The sequence below is a fragment of the Amycolatopsis sp. NPDC043885 genome, assembly GCF_056435685.1.
The window spans coordinates 177,724-197,067 of sequence record NZ_JBWKEA010000010.1 but is presented as its reverse complement, the minus strand read 5'-3'; the positions used below and the strand labels follow the sequence as shown (position 1 = coordinate 197,067).

General features: G+C 68.6%; 14 protein-coding genes and 1 riboswitch. Of the genes, 6 read left to right on the top strand and 8 right to left on the bottom strand.

The window, feature by feature from the left end:
- Positions 1-57 precede the first annotated feature (57 nt).
- Together AC069I_RS27070 and AC069I_RS27065 are read left to right on the top strand one after the other, a co-directional pair.
- The gene (locus AC069I_RS27070; RefSeq protein ID WP_478266649.1) at positions 58-1,269 is read left to right on the top strand and encodes an MFS transporter; all 1,212 of its coding nucleotides are present in this window, start codon (positions 58-60) and stop codon (positions 1,267-1,269) included.
- 78 nt (positions 1,270-1,347) lie between these two features.
- Positions 1,348-1,416: riboswitch (guanidine-III (ykkC-III) riboswitch) on the top strand.
- Positions 1,417-1,427: 11 nt separating this feature from the next.
- Entirely contained in the window at positions 1,428-1,742 is a 315-nt protein-coding gene (locus AC069I_RS27065) for a DMT family transporter (RefSeq protein WP_063277207.1), read from the top strand.
- 416 nt (positions 1,743-2,158) lie between these two features.
- Here AC069I_RS27065 and AC069I_RS27060 read toward each other — a convergent pair whose 3' ends face one another.
- Complete coding sequence (locus AC069I_RS27060) at positions 2,159-3,484, bottom strand: alpha-lytic protease prodomain-containing protein (protein ID WP_478266648.1); 1,326 nt, start codon at positions 3,482-3,484, stop codon at positions 2,159-2,161.
- Positions 3,485-3,616: 132 nt separating this feature from the next.
- Positions 3,617-4,600: a LysR family transcriptional regulator gene (locus tag AC069I_RS27055; RefSeq protein WP_034316722.1), complete on the bottom strand. Its 984-nt coding sequence runs from the start codon at positions 4,598-4,600 to the stop codon at positions 3,617-3,619.
- A gap of 160 nt (positions 4,601-4,760) precedes the next feature.
- Between AC069I_RS27055 and AC069I_RS27050 the strand changes: the two genes are divergently transcribed.
- Together AC069I_RS27050 and AC069I_RS27045 are read left to right on the top strand one after the other, a co-directional pair.
- Positions 4,761-6,068 carry a DUF5919 domain-containing protein gene (locus AC069I_RS27050; RefSeq protein WP_478266647.1) on the top strand — a complete coding sequence of 436 codons (1,308 nt, stop codon included), beginning with the start codon at positions 4,761-4,763 and terminating at the stop codon, positions 6,066-6,068.
- Between the two features lie 21 nt (positions 6,069-6,089).
- Positions 6,090-6,347 (top strand): hypothetical protein, encoded by a 258-nt coding sequence (locus AC069I_RS27045; RefSeq protein WP_478224744.1) that lies wholly within the window; start codon positions 6,090-6,092, stop codon positions 6,345-6,347.
- A gap of 72 nt (positions 6,348-6,419) precedes the next feature.
- On the opposite strand, the gene AC069I_RS27040 is transcribed toward AC069I_RS27045, so the two are convergent.
- Genes AC069I_RS27040 through AC069I_RS27025 form a run of 4 tightly spaced genes read right to left on the bottom strand, consistent with a single transcriptional unit; the run spans position 6,420 to position 11,034 of the window.
- The gene (locus tag AC069I_RS27040) at positions 6,420-7,643 is read right to left on the bottom strand and encodes a cation:proton antiporter (protein WP_478266646.1); all 1,224 of its coding nucleotides are present in this window, start codon (positions 7,641-7,643) and stop codon (positions 6,420-6,422) included.
- Positions 7,644-7,697: 54 nt separating this feature from the next.
- Positions 7,698-9,977 carry a protein translocase subunit SecD gene (secD, locus tag AC069I_RS27035; protein WP_478224746.1) on the bottom strand — a complete coding sequence of 760 codons (2,280 nt, stop codon included), beginning with the start codon at positions 9,975-9,977 and terminating at the stop codon, positions 7,698-7,700.
- Between the two features lie 60 nt (positions 9,978-10,037).
- Positions 10,038-10,430: a hypothetical protein gene (locus AC069I_RS27030; protein WP_478224747.1), complete on the bottom strand. Its 393-nt coding sequence runs from the start codon at positions 10,428-10,430 to the stop codon at positions 10,038-10,040.
- A 28-nt stretch (positions 10,431-10,458) separates the two neighbouring features.
- On the bottom strand, positions 10,459-11,034 hold the full coding sequence (locus AC069I_RS27025) for a TetR/AcrR family transcriptional regulator (RefSeq protein ID WP_478232272.1): 576 nt from the start codon (positions 11,032-11,034) through the stop codon (positions 10,459-10,461).
- Between the two features lie 81 nt (positions 11,035-11,115).
- Here AC069I_RS27025 and AC069I_RS27020 point away from each other — a divergent pair, with 81 nt between their 5' ends.
- On the top strand, positions 11,116-11,445 hold the full coding sequence (locus AC069I_RS27020; RefSeq protein ID WP_465536937.1) for a rhodanese-like domain-containing protein: 330 nt from the start codon (positions 11,116-11,118) through the stop codon (positions 11,443-11,445).
- On the opposite strand, the gene AC069I_RS27015 is transcribed toward AC069I_RS27020, so the two are convergent.
- Complete coding sequence (locus tag AC069I_RS27015; protein WP_478266645.1) at positions 11,436-12,086, bottom strand: maleylpyruvate isomerase family mycothiol-dependent enzyme; 651 nt, start codon at positions 12,084-12,086, stop codon at positions 11,436-11,438. The genes AC069I_RS27020 and AC069I_RS27015 overlap by 10 nt on opposite strands.
- A 112-nt stretch (positions 12,087-12,198) precedes the next feature.
- Between AC069I_RS27015 and AC069I_RS27010 the strand changes: the two genes are divergently transcribed.
- Positions 12,199-12,612: a RidA family protein gene (locus AC069I_RS27010; RefSeq protein WP_478266644.1), complete on the top strand. Its 414-nt coding sequence runs from the start codon at positions 12,199-12,201 to the stop codon at positions 12,610-12,612.
- Positions 12,613-12,796: 184 nt separating this feature from the next.
- On the opposite strand, the gene AC069I_RS27005 is transcribed toward AC069I_RS27010, so the two are convergent.
- Positions 12,797-19,168 (bottom strand): DUF7927 domain-containing protein, encoded by a 6,372-nt coding sequence (locus tag AC069I_RS27005; protein ID WP_478266643.1) that lies wholly within the window; start codon positions 19,166-19,168, stop codon positions 12,797-12,799.
- Positions 19,169-19,344: the final 176 nt, after the last annotated feature.

The window sequence follows — 19,344 nt, the reverse complement described above, 5'->3', positions numbered from 1 at the left end:
AACTGTGACCAGTATTGTTCGTTGGACTTGGATGATCCGGCGATTCACAGTGGAGGCATGCTGAACAGCGTCGCCCTCCCCCGTCCCGCGCTCCGGCGGATCAGCCACGGCCGCGGTTTCTGGGTCATCGCGGCCGCCTATGCCGCCTCACTCGCCTTCTCCACCGTTCCCACCCCGCTCTACGTGCTCTACCAGCAACGTGACGGCTTCCCGACCTACGTCGTCACCATCGTCTTCGCCGCCTACGCGGTCGGCGTGATGGGCAGCCTCTACCTCGCCGGCCATGTCAGCGACTGGCTGGGACGGCGGCGGGTGATCCTCGCCGCGACCTTGACCCAGGCGCTTTCCGCGACGCTTTTCCTGGCGTGGCCGGACGTTCCCGGCCTGATCCTGGCCAGGCTCGTCGGCGGGGCGGGGATCGGCGCGCTGACCGCGACCGCCACCGCGCACCTGTCCGAACTGCGCGCTGTCGCCCGCCCGCGCGAGGACCACGGCCGCGCTGGGCTGATCGCGACCGTGGTCAACATGGGCGGGCTGGCGCTCGGGCCGTTGTTCGGCGGCGTGTTCGCGAGCTATTCGGCCGAGCCGCTCACCACGCCGTTCGTGTTCTTCCTGGTTCTGTTGCTCGCCGCCGCGATCGCCGTCGCGCTGGTTCCGGAGACGGTGGAGCGCGCCGAAGAGCGACCTGCGTACCGGCCGCAGCGCGTCTCACTGCCGTCGAGCGCGCGACCTGCCTTCTTCGGCGCGGCGATCGGCGCCTTCGCAGCCTTCGCGATCACCGGGTTGTTCATGGCACTGACGCCGACGTTGCTGGCGCAGGGCATGCACGAGAGTTCGCGGATGCTCGCTGGTCTCGCGTCGTTCTCCGTATTCCTCGCGGCCGCCGGCGCGCAGGTGGTCTTCGCCGGACTGGCCAGGAAGACCCAGCTACGGCTCGGCCTCGGGCTGATGGTGGCCGGTCTGGTGGCGTTGCCGGTCGCGGTCACCTCGTCCCAGCTGTGGCTCTTCCTCGCGGGCGGGTTCGTGGCGGGCGCCGGCGTCGGGCTGGGCTTCCGCGCGTCGGTGGCCACCGTCGCCGCCCTCGCCGAGCCACCGGTGCGCGGCGAGGTTCTCGCGGCCCTGTTCCTGGCCGCCTACGCCGGGCTGGTCCTGCCCGTCCTTCTCGTCGGAATCGCGCTGGTCTGGCTGCCGAGTGCATGGGCGCTGATCGGATTCTCGGTGCTGGAGCTGGGTTTGCTCGCCTGGTCGGCGCCCAAGGTGCTGACCTGACCGTCCACAGTGGCGCGTCCGGGTGGTGACCCTCGTCAAACCCGCGGGCGCTCCGCGCGGCGGTGTGCCATCCTGGTCGCGGAACCTCGTGATTGAGGTCCCCGGACGAGTGGGTGCCGTACCCGGCCAGCGACAAGACGGCACTCTGGGAGCGCGTCATGTCGTGGCTTGTCCTGATCGTTTCGGGTGTGCTGGAAGCCGTGTGGGCCACCGCCCTCGGCAAATCCGAAGGGTTGTCGCGGCCGGTACCGTCGGTGATCTTCGGCGTGACGCTGGTCGCCAGCATGGTGGGTCTCGCGTACGCGATGAAGGATCTCCCCGTCGGCACCGCCTACGCGGTCTGGGTCGGGATCGGGGCTTCGCTCACCGTCGCGTACGGCATGTGGTCGGGCGCGGAAACCGTTTCAGTGGCCCGGATCCTGCTGATCGTGGGGATCGTGGCCTGTGTGGTGGGTCTGAAAGTCCTGCACTGACCCGGTCGTGAGTGGCGATTCGAGTTCTATTGAGGGGTGAGGCAAATGTGTCGGGTGCGGTGGGCGGTCCGCTCATGGCCGCCTTCGATCGTGTCGCGAAAGCCACTTTCGGGACATCACACGCCGCGAAAGTGGCTTTCGCGACACACGCCCCAGGCCATGTCGACGACGTAGCGAAGGCCCCCTTCCCTACCCTCAGGGTAGGCAAGGAGGCCTTCACCACCACCTGGGTCGATCACTTCAGCTGACAGCGCGAAAGTAGCTTCGCAACACGCCACAGTTGCTTTTCCCCTCAATAACCCGAATCGCCACTCACGACCACCTCAGCGCAAAGAGGGACCGCCCCCGACGCACGGACGACGTCGGGGGCGGTCGGTCCGGGCGCACCCCTGCGTGTGGCCCGGACGGCTAGGCGGTCAGGCGCGCGCCCAAAGCGCTGGGACGTTCGGCGGCTCCCAACCTGCCTGTGCGGTGTGGCCCTGCAGGGCCCGGTAGGTGGCACCGCCGTAAGTCACCGTCGCGCCGACGGCGTAGGTGGTGCCCGCCGCCCAGGTTCCACCGGGCGGGTTGTTCGACGTCGTGGTGGTCGGCGTCGTGCTGGAGGGCGGGTTCGAACCCGAGGTCACCAGGCGCAGGTTGTAAACGCTCAGGATCTCCGAGATCGGCTGGAAGTAGAACGTGCCGCCCGAGCTGCAGTTGCCGGAGCCACCCGAGGTCACGCCCTGGGCCTGGTCGCCCGCGAGCCACGAACCACCGGAGTCGCCCGGCTCGGCGCAGGCGTTGGTCCGGGTGAGGCCGGAAACGGTGCCCTGCGGGTAGTTCACCGACGCGTTCTTCTGCTGGATGGTGCCGCAGTGCCAGCCCGTCGTGGAACCGGAACGGCAGACCGACGCGCCGATCGCGGCCTCCTGCGAACCCGCCACCGGAACGGTGCCCGGGTAGCGGTTGACCAGCGGACGCGGGGTGTTGCCCGCGTCCACGCGGACCCACCCGTAGTCGTTGCCGGGGAAGCTGGAGCCCGCGACGCTTCCGCCCGGGTTCGAGGTCCGCGTTCCCGTGGTTCCGCAGTGTCCCGCGGTCACGAAGCCGCCTTCGACCGAGAAACCGATCGAGCACCGGCCCGAGCCGAAGGTGTACGCGTTGCCGCCGATGACGTCGATCAGCGGAACCGGGCTTTCGGTACTGGTCTCGACCCGCACCGCGTCGGCACCCACGCCGGCCGCGGTCGCCCACGATTTCGCGGCCGACTCGCCACCGGCGTTGGCCAGCACCACGATCGAGTTCGTGGTGGCGTCGACGTACCAGCCGGGCACGGTCTTCGGAGCGGTGGTTCCCTTGGCGTCCAACGACAGCTTCGCCGCGTCGAGCTGCGCGGCACTCCGCGCGACCGTCTTCGGGGTCGCGCCCGCAGCACGGACGACACCCTCCAGCGCCGCGTCGGTGACCGCGACGGTCAGCGTGGTCCCGGCCGAGTCCAGCCAGGATCCGGCGTAGGACGAGCCGAGGCGGGACTTGAGGTCGCTGTCGGCGCGAGCCGCCTTCTGCTCGCCGGCGAGGCGGGTCCTTGCCTGGTCCGGGCTGATCTTCAGGTCGCGCGCCAAGGCGGCGACGATCTCCGACTGGACCTGGTCGGCCACAGGCCCGTTCTGGCCGGCGCTGGCGCTCGGCGTCAGCGCGATGGCCGTGACCAGGCCCGCGCCGGTCAGGGCCGCCGCGGCGGCCGCTACGATCTTTCGGTTCATTTCAGGCGTTTCCTCACCGCGTTCCGGAAGAAGATCTCGTCCAGACCGTACGAGGCACCTGCTACGAATGGTACATACCATTTAGGTCATATCCACCCAGTGGACTGGACCTTTCAACCGCTTCCGCGCAGGTCAGCGCATCCCGGCGTCCGTGTAGTCCACGCCGTACCCCGGGTTCAACTCCAGGTACTTCGAGTAGGTCGGCCGCCGGTCGATCAGTTCGCCGTACACCGCGCGGGACAGGGCGATCATCTCCGCGGCGAAGGGACCCATCTCCCCCCGCTCCGACCAGCCGACGAGATTCCGCCAGCTCAGCGGGTTCCCCGCGATCGGGACCGCGACGATGCCCGGGATCTCGTGGAACAGCGGCTGGCACAGCACCACCGCGTGCCCTGATTCGACCATCTCGATGCAGGTCAGCACATCGGTTTCGTACAACGAACGCGGCGTGAACCCCGATCTCGCGCACGCGGAGGCGAAACAGTCGCCGAAGCATCCGTCGCCCGGCGTCGCGCACCACCGTTCGTTCGCGAGCGCGCCGAGTTCGACCTCGGGCCGCTGCGCGCGCTCGTCCCGCGCCGACATCAGCACGAACACCGGATGATGCGCGAGCGTCCGCCAGCGGAGACCGGGCTCCGGCGGTGGCGCGGCGTCACCGCAGACGCCGACGAAGGCGAAGTCCAGCGCGCCCTCGGCGGTCATGTCCGCGAGTTTGTTGGCCGACCACGATGTATGCGTGGCGACATGGATGTCGGGATGGGTGGTGCCGAGGCGCTGCAGGAGCGCCCCCAGCATCGGCCCCGTCGCCGAGCCGAGCCGCAGGGTCACCGGCTCCCCGGTGCCGGCGTGCTGGGCGAGCCGCGCCGCCTCGTCGTGCAGCGACGACACGGCGGGGAGCACCATCTTCGCCCTGTCGAGGACGAGGAGGCCGAGCGCGGTCGGCCGGGTGCCCGTGTGGTCGCGCAGGAACAGCTTTCCGCCGAGGGTCCGTTCGATGCGCTTCAGTTGTGCTGTCAGTGCAGGCTGCGCCATTCCGAGCGTGTTCGCCGCCTTGGTGATACTCCCGAGTTCGGCGATCGCGCACATGATGCGCAGGTGGCGCAGTTCCAGCTCCATCCCTCTACGTTAGTAGACATAACTGGACTGGACCAGACAAACGAATGAGCCAAATGGCTTCGTATCGCTTGGTTCGGCGATGCCATCGATGTCAGGAATCCAGGACACGCCAGGGCTCCGGCCGATACTGTCACCACGGAACCGACGACGAGGGGGTTCAGTGGCGGAGCGTGGACGGATCCGGCGATCGCTGGCGCGCGTGATCACCGACGACAACCTGGATCTGTACGTACTGGGCACCGTCGCACTGGCGTTCACCGTCCTGGGCGCGACCGGGATCTCGGACGTCAAAACGCTTTCGTCCGTGGTGACGGCGCTGCTGGCACTGCTCGCCTTCTCCCAGATCCGCTCGCGGCGGCTGACCGAACAGGTCCGCGACTCCAACCGAGGCGGTCCGGCGTCGTTCTTCGAACCGGAGTTCCCCGCGGATCTCATCTCCCGGCGTGCGGCGGCGTTCGACATCCTGCTGATCGGCCATTCGATGACCAGGACCGTGCAGGGTATGCGCGGTGACATCCGGTCGATCCTCGAATCGGGCGGACGGATCCGGGTACTGGTGCTGGATCCGACCGACGAAGAGCTCGTAGCCATCGCCGATCGCCGCATCTCCCAGAGCCTCGGGCAGGGGCGGCTGCGGCAGCGGATCCTGGCGACCCTGGACGAGCTGACCTCCTTGAAGAGCAGGACCGGCGGCAGACTGGAGATCCGGGTGTCGTCGCGGATCCCGTCCGCGGGTTTCAATTGTCTCGACGTCTCCGGCAAACGGGGACTGATCTGCGTACAGCACTACGAATACCGGCCGAGCGGTGAGGCCGCGCCGGTGTTCACAGTGGGACCGAAGGACGCTCCCTGGTACCGGCACTTCGCCGACGGGGCGGAACGGCTGTGGGAGGACGGCACGCCCTGGCCGCTGTCTCCCACGGACCAGGTCGCGCGGGCGCGCCGTCCGGTGTTCAGCGAGGACTTCGGCCCCGCACTCGCCGAGGCGATCGAAGGCGCGAGCGAACTCCTGGTCACCGGGATGGCCCGCAACACCCTGGTGAACAACAGTTACGGCAAACTCGAAGAACGGTTGCGGGCCGGCGCCAAGATCCGGTTCGTGCTGATCGACCCGCATTCACCCGCGATCGGCACCGCGGCCTCCCGCTACTACGCCGTGCGGTCTCCGGAAAGCGCGCGGGAGCGTGTCCTCCACACGCTGCGGGTGCTGGCCGAGCTGAAACGCTCGACCGGCGGCGACCTCACGGTCCGGCTCGTCGCGCACCCCGTCGCCACGGGAGTCATCGTCACCGGCTCGGCATTGTTCGCCGAGTACTACACCTACCAGGCCGCGGGTGAGCCGAAGTTCGTGCTGCAGCCCGCGGACGGCGCGGCGTACCGGACCTTCCTCGGCGAGGCGGAGGCGTTGTGGAACAGCGCCGCACCGCACGATCTGACCGTGGACGACGTCGAGACGGCGGGCAACTGAGCCGCGCCCTGAGGAGGGTTCGTGCACATCCACGCCAGACGTCGTTCCATCAGCTTCAGCGGCCGGACGATCACGGTCAAGGCCGCGGTCAAGGGGCTCAACTACAAGAAGCACACGTTCGCCGTCGAGAAGATCAGCGGTATCAAGAACATCCCGCCGACGGCGTCCAAGCCGGGAATGCTCATCTTCGACGTGAACGGGGCGTCCAAGACGATCGTCGAAGACGTGCCCATGTACGCCGACAAGGCGTGTCGCGAAAGCCACTTTCGGGACATCTGACGTCCCGAAAGTGGCTTTCGGGACACCTTTGCCGTACGTGAAGGCGCCGTTGACCCTGACCGTCCTAGCCGGTCACGTCCTCTTCGACTTGCGGTTCAGGAACGCCGAGGCCCCGAAACCGTGCGCGGCGACGCTCAGCAGCACGGTCACCGCCATGACGCTCAACGCGACGTCCGCCGCGTCCCCGTCGAGTGAGTTGAAGGCGAGCAGGCCGAACACGATCGACGCCGCGCCGCGCGGGGCCAGCAGGCCGATGGTCATCCGGTCCCGCCACCGGAAGTCCGTCCGCAGCAAGGTGAGCAGCACCGGGATCAGCCGCGCGACGGTCAGCGCGACGACACTGACGAGCACGATGCCCCACGTGAGGCCGAAGGACAGCACCAGCACCGCGGTACTGCCGAAGACGAACCACATGAGCAGCCCGCACAGCGAACTGACGTCCTCGGCGAGCCCGACTTCGTCTTCGCCGGGGTGCCGCGCGGTCTTGTAGGCGATCCCGCAGATGAACGCGGCGACGAAGCCGTTGCCGCCGATCGCGACGGCGGCGGTGTAGGTCAGCAGCGGCAGGGCGACGGCCGCGACCCGCGCGGAATGCCGGGTCGACCAGCCGTGCTTGGCCGTCACGTTCATCGCCACCGCGGCCACCGCACCGATGACGGAGCCCGCCAGCACGGCCAGCAACGCCGCCGGGATCGCGGTCTGCAGCGCCTCGCCCGGCGTGTCCGCCTGGTGGTGGCTCCCCGCGAGGGTGAGCGCGAAGATGAACACCGGGGCGACGACGCCGTCGTTGTAGCCGCTCTCGACGTTCAGCAGATGCCGCACGCGTTCGGGCACCCGGACGTCGTGCACCACGGACGTCGCCGGGGCGAAATCCGTCGGGGCGACGATGCAGGCGATCAGCAGGACCGCCGCCCAGCCGAGGCCCGGCAGCGCCAGCAGGCCGACACCCATGACGATCAGGGTCGTCAGCGGCAGCGCGATCAGCAGCAGCCGCACCGCGGTCTTGGCGTCGTGGCCGAGATAGCCGCCCTTGACCGCGGTGGCGTCCACGAACAGCAGCAGCGCGAGGATCAGTTCCGCCGCGTTGAGCGCGATCTCGGTGTTGAGCCCGTTGCCGAGATCGTTGCGGGTGCTGAACCCGATCGCCAGCCCGGCCGCCACCATCGCCATCGGCGCGGTGATCTGCCACCGTTCCAGCCTGGCCGCCGTCATCGTCCAAGCCAGCACGACGACCGCGCCGACGAGCACGCTCTGGATCATCTCCCGCCCCTCGTTCCCGGTGGACTCCCCTGCCACCGGGAACGAGCTTAGAGGCCGGACCGAGTGCGGCGGTCCACAAAGGAACGTCGATCACACCACCGCGCCGTTGTCGTCCCGCTGTCGTGCGGGCGACGCCTTCCGGACGGGACGTCCGGCTCCTGGCCACCGCTTGTCGAGCAGGATCGCGACGGGACCGGCAGTGGCCACTGTGGACACTGTGCCGGCGACGAGACCGAGCAGGAGCGCGAGGGCGAAGTCGGCCAGCGACCCGTCCCCGAGGAACAGCAGCGCCCCGAGGACGAACAGCACCCCGATCCCGGTGTTGATCGTCCGCGGCAGCGTCTGCAGAACCGCCGTGCCGACGACCCGCGAGAACGGCTCCTTGCGGCGTTGCCCCCGTACCTCCCGCACCCGGTCGAAGACCACCACCGAGTCGTTGACCGAATAGCCGATCACCGTCAGCAGCGCGGCGAGGAAGACACCGTCCATGGACTTGCCCAGCCAGGCGAAGATCCCGAGGATGATCAGGACGTCCTGCGCGAGCGCGGCCACCGTGGCCACGCCGAGCCGCCAGTCGAACCGCACCGCCAGGTAGATCAGCTGCGCCAGCACCGCGAGGCCGAGCGCGATCACCGCCTTGGTGCGCAGTTCGGCGCCGAGGCTCGGGCCGATCTGCTCGTCGCGGATCTCGGTGGCGTCGCCCGCGACCCCGGCGACGGCGGCCCGGATCCGTTCGGTGGCATCCTCGTCGATCGGCTCGGTGCGGACGGAGATGTCCTTCTCCCCGGATGTCTGCACGACGGCGCGGGGGAATCCGGCGTCGGAGACCGCGTCCCGGACCCGCTCGACGTCGGCGGGCGCCGAGGTGCTGTATTCGATGACCCTGCCACCGGTGAACTCGACGCCGAGGTTCGGTCCCGCCACGAACAGTCCCGCGATCGCGGCGATGACGACCGCGCCCGCGACCATCAGCCAGCGCCGGGGCTTCCCGAGGAACCCGGGATCGCGGCGGTTCACCCACCGCCGGACCCGGCCCTCGTGGGTGAGGCCGGACAGCCGTGGTTTGCGCGCGACCACGCCCCGCATCGTGAGGTGCAGCAGCAAACGCGTGAGCACGAGCGAGATGAACAACGCCACGACGACACCGATGGACAGCGTCACCCCGAATCCGCGTACCGGCCCGGACGCCAGCCAGAACAGCAGTCCCGCGGCGAGCAGGGTGGTCACGTTCGAATCGACGATCGCCGACAAAGCCCCGCTGAACCCGCGGCTGACCGACCGCGGCAGGGAACCTCCGTGTTTGACGGAGTGTTCTTCTCTCGCCCTTTCGAAGACGAGCACGGTCGCGTCGACGGCCATGCCGATCGCCAGGACGAACCCGGCGAGACCCGGCAAGGTCAGTGTCGCGCCGACGGCGAGCAGCGCGGCGTAGGACACGGCGGCGTACGCCACGAGTGCGCCCACGGCGATCAGCCCGGCCAGGCGATACACCGCGAGGAGGAACAGCGCGGTCAGCGCCAGGCCGATCACGGCGGCACGGGCACTGGCGTCGATGGCGGCCGCGCCGAGCGTGGGCCCGACGGTCCGCTGCTCGATGATCTCGACCGGTGTCGGCAGCGCGCCCGCGTTGATCAGCAGCGCCAGATCCTTGGCTTCGGCGGGTGAGAACCGCCCGGTGATCTGCGTGCTCCCGCCGACGATCCCGACCCCGCAGGCGACCTGCGGGCTCACCTGCGGCGACGAGATCACCTTGTCGTCGAGCGCGATCGCCACCCGGCGGGCGGGATCGCCGGGTGGCGAGCAGGCGGCCTGGCCGGTCAGCCGCTCCCAGGCACGGCCGGCGTCCCCTTTGAAGTCGACCGAAACGAGCCATCCGCCGCCGCCCTGCGAATCGATCGACGAGAGTGCCTCGTCGACGCCTTCACCGGTCAGCGCGGCGGGTCCCAGCGTGATCGGCTGCCCGCTCTCGTCGTTGAGGACCTTGGAATCGCCAGGGGCGGCGCCGGCGGCGAGCACGGGATGGAAGGACAGTTGCGCGGTGCGGCCGATCACCTCGACGGCCTCGCGCGGATCCCGCACGCCGGGCAGTTCGACGATGATCCGGTTGTCGCCGGAGCGGGCCAGCATCGGCTCGGCGACACCCAGTGCGTCGACCCGGCGGCGCAGCACCTCGAGCGTCCGGTCGGTGGTCTGGGCGTCGGCGGTGACGGTGGGCGAATCCTTGGTCTCCAGCACGATCTGCGTGCCACCACGCAGATCGAGCCCCAGGCGCGGGGCGGTGGTCAGCAACAGGTACACGGTCGCGGCGAGGACGACCAGCGAGACGACGGCTCGCCCGGTCATGCCTCGCCGCGCGGTTTCGCGCGGCACGAAGTTCTCTCCTCAAGGGTTTCCCGGTTCGGGCACGCGCGGACCGCGCGCCCGTCAGCTTCAGACGGCTGCCGGGAAAGGAGGAGCTCGATCCCCCAGCGCGAGGCGGTTCGCCGCGCGCGAGGGCGGGGTGACGTCTTCGTGGAGTTCGCTCAGGCGGAGCAGCGTCGTGGACGCCGGCCCGTGCGGGACGGTGCCGAAGAGAGGCAGGTCACCGTGACCGTGCACTCCCAGCAGGGCGGGTTCGGCGGCGAGCCTGCCCGCGGCGCGCACCGGCGCGACGGCCTTGGAGACCGAGGAGCCGACCGTCGCGTCCGCCCCGCGCGGCTCGTCCGCCGAAGCGGAACCGCCCGTGTGGAGCGCGAGGAAGAGACCGAGCGCGGTCAGCACGGCGGCGAGCAGCGCCGGCACGGCCTGCCTGGCCGTCCGGTACCTCCCGCTCTCCACCGTCATCGACACACTCCCAGGTCTCGCCGACACCCTACTGGGATCCGGCCTGCCGCCACAGGCGCGCGATCCCGGCGCGGACGCGGTCCTCCCCCAGCTCCGGCAGCAACGCGGTCAGATGCTCGGCCGCGAGCGGGGCCAGCAGGGCGTGCGCGGCGTGCTCGGGGTCGGGCGTGCCGTCGAGCAGAAGCGCGACATGCCGGTGCCAGAACCGGTAGGCCCCGATGCGGTAGCGCGCCCCCGGCACGGCGGTCTCCGACATCCGCACCAGCGGCAGGTGTTCGAGCACGTAGTCGACGTAGGCCTCGGCGAAGGCGACGAGCCGTTCGACCGGCGGCGCGCCGGGTCCCAGCGGGGGCGGGCCGTGCAGGATTCCCTCCTGGAGCAGGCGTTCCCGCGCGTCCAGCAGGGCGACGGCCAGCCCCGCCTTGTCACCGAAGCGGCGGAAGAGCGTGCCCTTGCCCACCCCGGCGGCCGCCGCCACCTGATCCATCGACACCGCTTCGACGCCGTGCTCGGCGAACAAGGCCGCCGCCGCGTCCAGGATCGCGGCCCGGTTGCGGGCGGCGTCGGCGCGCTCCTTGGGCGGCGGCGTGCGCAGGAGTTCCAGCGAGGTTGCAGAAGCGGACTGCGGTCCGTTATGGTCGTGAGGCACATCCGGACTATAGTCCGATTAACTGGAGGTAGCGACATGACCGCACTCATCACCCGTGACGAATTGAAGGCCGCGATCGACGCGAAGACCGTGACGGTGGTCGACGCCCTGGGTGGCGAGTACTACGCCAAGCAGCATCTGCCCGGCGCCGTTCCCCTGGTCCTCGCCGACGTTGACGCGCACGCCGCGACCGTGCTGCCCGATCGCGGCGCCGCCATCGTCACCTACTGCTCGAACCCCGGCTGCCCGAACAGCGGCCAGGTCGCCGACCGGCTCACCGCCCTCGGCTACACAGACGTCCGCAAGTACCGGGAGGGCATCGAGGACTGGGCCGGCGCGGGCCTGCCCCTCGAGTCTCAGTCCTGAGAAAGGACACGCTTCCGCAGGATCGGGACCCCGCCGCCGTCGAGTTCGGCGAGGTGGGCCGCCCGTCCGGTCATGGCCATGATCAGCGCCAAGGTCGGGCCTGAGACGAGCGGACCGGTCCCGGTGGCGAAGGGACCATCGGTGGCTTCCAGCCGCAGCCCGCCGATGCGTCCCTTCGCCATCACCACCAGGTCCGAACCCCGGTAGTACTCGGCCAGCGTGGTGAGGACGTCGATCGGGTGATCGCGGCGGATGCCGAGCGGACGCCGGATGTCCTCGCCGTGCACGATCGTCTCGCCGAGCATGGCCCTCTTCGGCAAGGGCGGTTTCGTCGTGCTGGTGACGACGCCGCGGAACCGCTCCAGTGTCTCGGCGCCGTCGTCCCCCATCTGCTCGGCCAGCCGCATGGCGACCTGCTTGTCGAAATCCCACCGGCAGCGGATCACGCCCGCCATCCACCGCAGCGGGGTGAGGCTCGCGGCCGAAGTGACATGCGCGAGCACTTCACGCACCGTCAGCCCCGCGCACAGCGACGGTGTTCTCCACTGCTCCTCGGTGAGCTCCGCCAGGTCGTTCGCCAGCGCCGCCCGCTCGGCGTGGATCAGCGGCCAGATCTCGGTCTTCGTTCCTGAATCCGTCATCCGGAGTCCCTCCAGTCGTCGTTGTCCGGAGGTGAGACTCCCGCCGCGGCGCGGAATCATCGGTCTTCGCTATTTTTGGTGACGAATTCTTCCGTTGACGAGAAGGGGACCGATGATCCAGCGCTGGAATCCGGAGACCGTGGCGGCGCCGATCGGCCCGTACAGCCATCTCGTCCGCGTTCCCGCCGATCACGAACTCGTCGTCGTGTCCGGCCAGATCGGCGTCGGGCCCGACGGCGAACTCGCCGGGCCCGACGCCGAGTCCCAGACCCGGGCGTTGCTCGCCAACCTCGAACGGCTTCTCGAAGCCGCGGGCGCCGGACCGGAACATCTGGTCAAGGTGTTCAGCATGCTTTCCGGCACCGAGCACCTCGCCGGGTTCCGCACCGCGATGCGGGAGACCTTCACCCGCTGGTATCCGGAAGCGGACTGGCCCGCCCAGTCGCTGATCGTGGTCGCGGCACTGGCGAAGCCGGAACTGGTCGTCGAGGTGGAAGCGCTGATCGCGGTGCCGCGCGCCGTTTAGGACGGTGGCTCGGTCCGGGCGGGTCGTGATCGAAGCCGGAACTCGCGTGATCGAAGCCGGAACTCGCGTGCTCAGCGGCGGAACACTCGAGTGCGGCATCCAGGCACGCGAGTTCCGTGCCTGAGCACGCGAGTCACGCCGTTGCGCACACCACGCCTGTACTCCCAGACCGAATCGCCCGTTCCTAGGACTCCCGGCGCCTCCGTCCGGCGAGGAGCAGCAGCGCGCCGATGGCCAGCATGCCCAGCGCCAGCACCGTCATCGTCTTCACCGGTGAGCCGGTCACGGCCAGCCCGGGCGGACGCGGGGTCGTCGGCGGCTGAGGGTTCGGTTTGTCCGGCGGCTGCGGCGTCGGCGGCACCCGGGTGTCGGTGCCGCAGTCGGGGTTCGCCGAACCCGGCGGGCAGTTGCCGCCCGGGGTGTCCGATGTGACGACGTTGCGGAGGCGGTGGTCACCGGTCGCCGGCTTCCGCACGGTGACGGCGTAGGTGACGGTGGCCTTCTCCCCCGGCTTGAGCTCGCCCTTCCACGTGAGCTTCGGCGCGGAATAGGTGACCGCTCCCGTACTGGCCTTCGCCGTGCCGTCGAACGTGGCGTCGTCCAGCACCTGGGTCAGATCGTCGGTGAACGTCGCGTCGTCCACTGTGGCCTGCCCGGTGTTCTCCACCGTGACGGTGTAGGTCACGACCTCGCCCGGTTTCGCCTCCGCCTTGTCGACGGTCTTCTTGATCTTCAGGCTGGACAGCGGTGTCGTCGTGCCGCACTTCGGATCCTTGCTGCCCGGCGGGCAGTTGCCACCCGGAGTGTCGGTGGTGATGACGTTGGTCAGCTTGCCGTCGCCGTCGGTCTTGGTCACCTTGACGCTGTACGTGACCGTCGCCGTCTGCCCGATCTCCAGATCGCCGGTCCAGGTCAGCTTCGGTTCCTCGTAGGTCACCGAACCGATCGTCGCCGCACCGTCCTTCTGGAACACCGCGTCGTCGAGGACCTCGGTGAGGTCGTCGGTGAACGTCGCACCGGTCAGCTTCGTCTTGCCGGTGTTGCGCACGGTCACCGTGTACTTCACGACGTCGCCCGGGTTCGCCGTGGCCTTGTCCGCCTTCTTCTCCAGCGAGATGCCGGGCACCGGGGTGACGGTCGAGCACGCCGGGTCGTCGGACTGCGGTGGGCAGGTGCCCGGGGTGTTGGTGCTGACGGTGTTCCGCAGTTCATGGTCGCCGGTCACGGGGTTCTTCACCTTCACCGAATACTTCAGCGTCGTCGAAGCACCCACCGGGAGATCGCCTGCCCACACCAGGTTCGGCGCGGTGAAGGCGAACGTCCCGGCGACCGGGGCCGCCGCGGCGTCGTCGGCGTAGTCGGCGTCGTCGAGCACCTCGGACAGGTCGTCCGTGACCCGTGCGGCGTCCTCGCCGACCAGGTCGACCTTGCCGGTGTTGGTGACGACGACGGTGTACGTGACGACGTCACCCGGATTCGCGGTCTGCTTGTCCGACGTCTTCTTGACCGTCAGTTCGCGGGACGGCACGTCCGCGACACAGTTCGGGTCGGTCGAATCCGGCGGGCAGTTGTTACCCGGCGTGTCCGAAGTGACCACATTGGACAGTTTCTTGTCGCCGGGGTTCGGGTTCTTGATCTTGACCGTGTAGGTGACGGTCGAGGTCTGCCCGATCTCCAGCGAGCCGGTCCACGTCAGCTTCGGCGCCGCGTACGTGACGCCGCCGATGGTCGCCGCACCGTCGTTCTGGTAGTCGGCGTCGTCCAGGACTTCGGTCATGTCGTCGGTGAAGGTGGCCGCGTCCTGCTTGGTCTGCCCGGTGTTGGTGACGGTGATCGTGTACTTCACCGTGTCGCCGGGGTCGACCGACTTCTTGTCGGCGGTCTTCTTGATGAGCAGTCCGGAGATCGGGGTGGTCGTGCCACAATCCGGATCGGTCGAGCCCGGCGGGCAGTTCCCGCCCGGGGTCTCGGACGTGACGGCGTTGACGAGCTTCTTGTCGCCGTCGCCCGGATTCTTCACCTGGACCGTGTAGGTGACGGTCGAGGTCTGCCCGATCTCCAGGTCGCCGATCCACGTCAACTTCGGCGCCGCATACGACACACCACCGACCGTCGCCGCTCCATCGTTCCGGTAAACGGCGTCGTCGAGCACCTGGGTCAGGTCGTCGGTGAACGTCGCGCCGGTCAGCTTCGTCTGACCGGTGTTGGTGACCGTGACCGTGTACTTCACGACGTCGCCGGGGTTCGCCGACTGCTTGTCGACCGTTTTCTTGATCTCCACGCCCGAAACGGGGGTTTCCGTGCCGCAGTCCGGATCCGTGGAGCCCGGCGGGCAGTTCCCGCCCGGCGTCTCCGACGTCACCACGTTCTTGAGCCGGTTGTCGCCAGTGTTCGGGTTCTTGACCTTGACCGTGTACGTGACCGTGGCCGTCTCGCCGACGCCGAGGTCACCGGTCCAGGTCAGCTTCGGTGCCGCGTACGACAGTCCACCGATCGTCACGGCACCGTCGTTCTGGTAGTCCGCGTCGTCGAGAACCTGCGTGAGGTCATCGGTGAACGTCGCGCCGGTCAGCTTCGTCTGACCGGTGTTGGTGACCGTGACCGTGTACTTCACGACGTCACCGGGATTCGCCGACTGCTTGTCGACCGTCTTCTCGATCAGCAGCCCTGACACCGGAGTCGTGGTACCGCACTTCGGGTCGGTCGAACCCGGCGGACAGTTCCCGCCCGGTGTCTCCGACGTGACCGTGTTGATGAGTTTCTTGTCGCCCGGGACGGGATTCTTGACCTTCACCGTGTACGTCACCACAGACGTGGCGCCGATTTCGAGATCGCCGGTCCACGTCAGGTTCGGCGCCGCATAGGTGACACCACCGATCGTCGCGGCACCGTCGTTCTGGTAGTCCGCGTCGTCGAGAACCTGCGTGAGGTCATCGGTGAAGGTCGCACCGCTCAGCTTCGTCTGCCCAGTGTTCTTGACCGTCACCGTGTACTTCACGACATCGCCCGGATTCACCGACTGCTTGTCCACGGTCTTCTCGATCAGCAGACCCGACACTGGAGTCGTGGTCCCGCACTTCGGGTCGGTCGAACCCGGCGGACAGTTCCCGCCTGGAGTTTCCGACGACACCGCGTTCCTGAGCACATTGTCGCCGGGGTTGGGATTCTTGACCTTCACCGTATACGTCACCACAGACGTGGCACCGACTTCGAGATCGCCGGTCCACGTCAGGTTCGGCGCCGCATAGGTGACACCACCGATCGTCGCCGCGCCATCGTTCTGGTAGACCGCGTCGTCCAGCACCTGCGTGAGGTCATCGGTGAAGGTCGCGCCGGCCAGCTTCGTCTGCCCAGTGTTCTTGACCGTCACCGTGTACTTCACGACGTCACCGGGATTCGCCGACTGCTTGTCCACCGACTTCTCGATCAACAGCCCGGAAACCGGCGTCGTGGTCCCACACTTCGGATCCGTCGAACCCGGCGGGCAATTTCCGCCTGGAGTCTCCGACGTGACCACATTGGACAGTTTCTTGTCGCCGGGGTTCGGGTTCTTGACCTTCACCGTATACGTCACCACAGACGTGGCACCGACTTCCAGGTCACCGGTCCACGTCAGCTTCGGCGCCGCATAGGTGACACCACCGACCGTCGCCGCACCATCGTTCTGATAGTCCGCGTCATCGAGCACCTGCGTGAGGTCATCGGTGAACGTCGCACCGGAGATCTTCGTCTGCCCCGTGTTCCGCACGGTCACCGTGTACTTCACCACATCGCCCGGATTCGCCGACTGCTTGTCCACCGACTTCTCAATCAACAGACCCGACACCGGCGTCGTGGTCCCACACTTCGGATCCGTCGAACCCGGCGGACAGTTACCACCTGGCGTCTCCGACGACACCGCGTTCCTGAGCACATTGTCGCCCGTGTTCGGGCTCTTGACCTTCACCGTGTACGTGACCGTCGACGTCGCACCGACTTCCAAGTCACCGGTCCATGTCAACTTCGGCGCCGCATACGACACACCACCGATCGTCGCCGCACCATCGCCCTGGTAATCCGCGTCATCCAGCACCTGCGTGAGATCGTCGGTGAACGTCGCACCGCTCAGCTTCGTCTGGCCCGTATTCCGCACCGTGACCGTGTACTTCACGACATCGCCCGGATTCGCCGACTGCTTGTCCACCGACTTCTCGATCAACAGCCCGGACACCGGCGTCGTGGTCCCACACTTCGGATCGGTCGAACCCGACGGGCAATTTCCACCAGGAGTCTCCGACGTCACCACGTTCGTCAGCCGATTGTCGCCGGTGTTCGGGCTCTTGACCTTCACCGTGTAGGTGAACTCGGCACTCTGCCCCGCCGCGAGAGTACCGGTCCAGGTCAGCCTCGGCTCCGCATAGGACACCGAACCTGGCGACGCGGTGGCGTCGTCCTGGTAGACCGCGTCGTCCAGCACCCCGGTCAGATCATCCACGACCTTGAGATCCGCCGCGGTCACCTTTCCGGTGTTGGCGACGGTGACCTTGTAGCGCACGACGTCGCCGGGGTTCGCGGATTCCTTGTCCGCGGTCTTCGTCACCGTGTACGACGGCGGCGGCACCTTGGTCTTCGCGCACGCGGCCGCGGGATCGTCCGGGCAGCGGTTGTCCGGCGGGACGACCGGCGGCGGCCCGATCGGAACGGTCGCGCGGTTCACCAGCTCCTTGCCGATGGCGGCCTCTTCGACCTTCACACGCACGGTCAACGTGGCCGTCTCTCCGACGGCGAGGCCGTTCACGGCCCACTCGATCGGCCCGGTACCGGACGCGGTGCCCTTCGACGGCGTGGAGGACACGTAGGTCGTCCCCGGCGGCAAGGTGTCGCGCACCGTGAACGCGGGCACGGGGATCACCCCGGTGTTCCGCACGGCCACCTGATAGGTCAGGGTGTCGCCCGGGATCGCTTCGGCGAGGTCGACCGTCTTCGTCAGCTGGTATCCCGGTGAGGCGACCGTGTTCCGCACCGTGTTCGACGTACGCTCCTGCGGCCGTCCGGTGTCTTCGCCGCGGAAGGTCAGCTTGCCGGTGTTGTCGAGTTTGGTGCCGTCCGGCACCGAGGCACCGACCTTGACCTTGAAGGCGACCTTCTGCGACTGCCCCGGCCTCAGGTTCGGCAGGGTGCAGGTGACCAGCTGCCCGGACGCCGAACAGTCCGGATTCGACCCGGTCACGAACGTGACGCCGTCGGGCAGGGTGTCGGTGAGCACCACGTTCGTCGCGGTGTCGAGATCGGTGACACTGCCGTCGGCGTGCCGGTTGGCGACGTCGAAGGTGTACGTGACCTCGCTGCCCTTGGTGACGTAACCCGGCGGATCGTCGTCGGTGTTGCCGACCGGGTCGTTGGCCTTGGTGATCTGGAGGTCGGGTTCGAGCGCGTCGGTGACGAGCCAGATCGTCTGCGGGTACAGCGCGTCGCCGACGGTGCCGATCTTCACCTGGAGCGCGGTGGTCCCCGCGGGGACCTTGCCGGTGATGTCGATGCTGCGGGCGTCGTAGCCGACGTTGTTCACCGGGTTGGGCTCGCGTGAAGTGACGTTCGTACCCGAACCGGTGGCCGTGACCCGGTCGATGCGGCTACTGAAGGCGTTGTTGGTCGCCACGCCGCCCGGCGCGGGCATCGCGATGGTCTGCAGGCTGGACGCGTCCGGGCCGACCTGGAGGTAGTCGCCGGTGATGGGCGCGTCCCCGTCACCCGCGACGATGCCGAGTTCGACATTGGGCTGACGCGAGGTCGGCGCCTTGATACCGCTCAGCGCGATGGTGGCCGAGCTCGGGGTGCTCCCACCCGCGACCACCTGCATACCGTCCCAGACCTGTAGATACCGCAACGGCTCGCTGGGCAGTTCGTAGGCCACCACCAGCGACCAGCCACCCCAGCAGCCGAGATTCGTCCGGCTGACCGACTGGCCCTGGCAGGCCTGGATGTCAGCGACCGTGTACTGCCCGGTCCCGGCGGCCGTCACGAGGTTCGTGACGTCGGCGGCGCCGCCGTAGGCGTACAGGGTCGGGGAGCCGCCCGTCGTGGTCGCGGGGAACCAGTCGTAGGTTTCGGCGGTGATCCGCTGGTAGGTGCTGGAGCCCGGGGTCTTCACGGAGACCTGGTTGCCCCGGGCCCCGTCGCCGGAGGTCCCGCTGCTGGCGACCGGATTGAACTGCCAGTACAGCCGGGCGTTGAGCACCTTCGCGCCGGCCGGGACGTTCAGGCTCGCCGCGGAGGCGGTGTTGCCGGGAGCGGCCGGGTCGGTCTTGATCCACGACACCGCGCTCGCGTTGCTCGCGGACTCGTTGCAGACCACGCCGACGCCGCACTGCACGACGGAGTTGGCGGCCATCGTGATACCGCCGTGCGCCAGCCCGGAGTACACCGGCTCCGGCCCGATCGGCCGTTCGGTGCCCGCTCCGCGTGGCTGGGTCTGGGCGTTCGCGGGCAGCGGGGCGCCCATCAGCAAGGCCACGACGGCCACCGTGAGCACCGCTATGCCCCGGCGCCACCGATTCCGCCCACGACGTTCCGCCATGCCGCCTCCGCCTCACCCCTCGCTCCCGTCGACCCAGGTCAGGACGGCGGGGACTGCGAGCTCAAGTGGTGGTCATCCTGGGTCGGCAAGATCGTCGACGGCAACCGGGATCGGCGGTGTCGCCGGGATAGAACCCGTTGAGTGGCCCCGAAACCCCCGGACGGGTGATGAATTCA

Coding starts and splice junctions, on each gene's coding strand:
- AC069I_RS27070 (WP_478266649.1), top strand. CDS start 58: ATGCTGAACAGCGTCGCCCTCCCCCGTCCCGCGCTCCGGCGGATCAGC.
- AC069I_RS27005 (WP_478266643.1), bottom strand. CDS start 19,168: ATGGCGGAACGTCGTGGGCGGAATCGGTGGCGCCGGGGCATAGCGGTG.
- AC069I_RS27030 (WP_478224747.1), bottom strand. CDS start 10,430: ATGACGGTGGAGAGCGGGAGGTACCGGACGGCCAGGCAGGCCGTGCCG.
- AC069I_RS27060 (WP_478266648.1), bottom strand. CDS start 3,484: ATGAACCGAAAGATCGTAGCGGCCGCCGCGGCGGCCCTGACCGGCGCG.
- AC069I_RS27055 (WP_034316722.1), bottom strand. CDS start 4,600: ATGGAGCTGGAACTGCGCCACCTGCGCATCATGTGCGCGATCGCCGAA.
- AC069I_RS27010 (WP_478266644.1), top strand. CDS start 12,199: ATGATCCAGCGCTGGAATCCGGAGACCGTGGCGGCGCCGATCGGCCCG.
- AC069I_RS27065 (WP_063277207.1), top strand. CDS start 1,428: ATGTCGTGGCTTGTCCTGATCGTTTCGGGTGTGCTGGAAGCCGTGTGG.
- AC069I_RS27015 (WP_478266645.1), bottom strand. CDS start 12,086: ATGACGGATTCAGGAACGAAGACCGAGATCTGGCCGCTGATCCACGCC.
- AC069I_RS27020 (WP_465536937.1), top strand. CDS start 11,116: ATGACCGCACTCATCACCCGTGACGAATTGAAGGCCGCGATCGACGCG.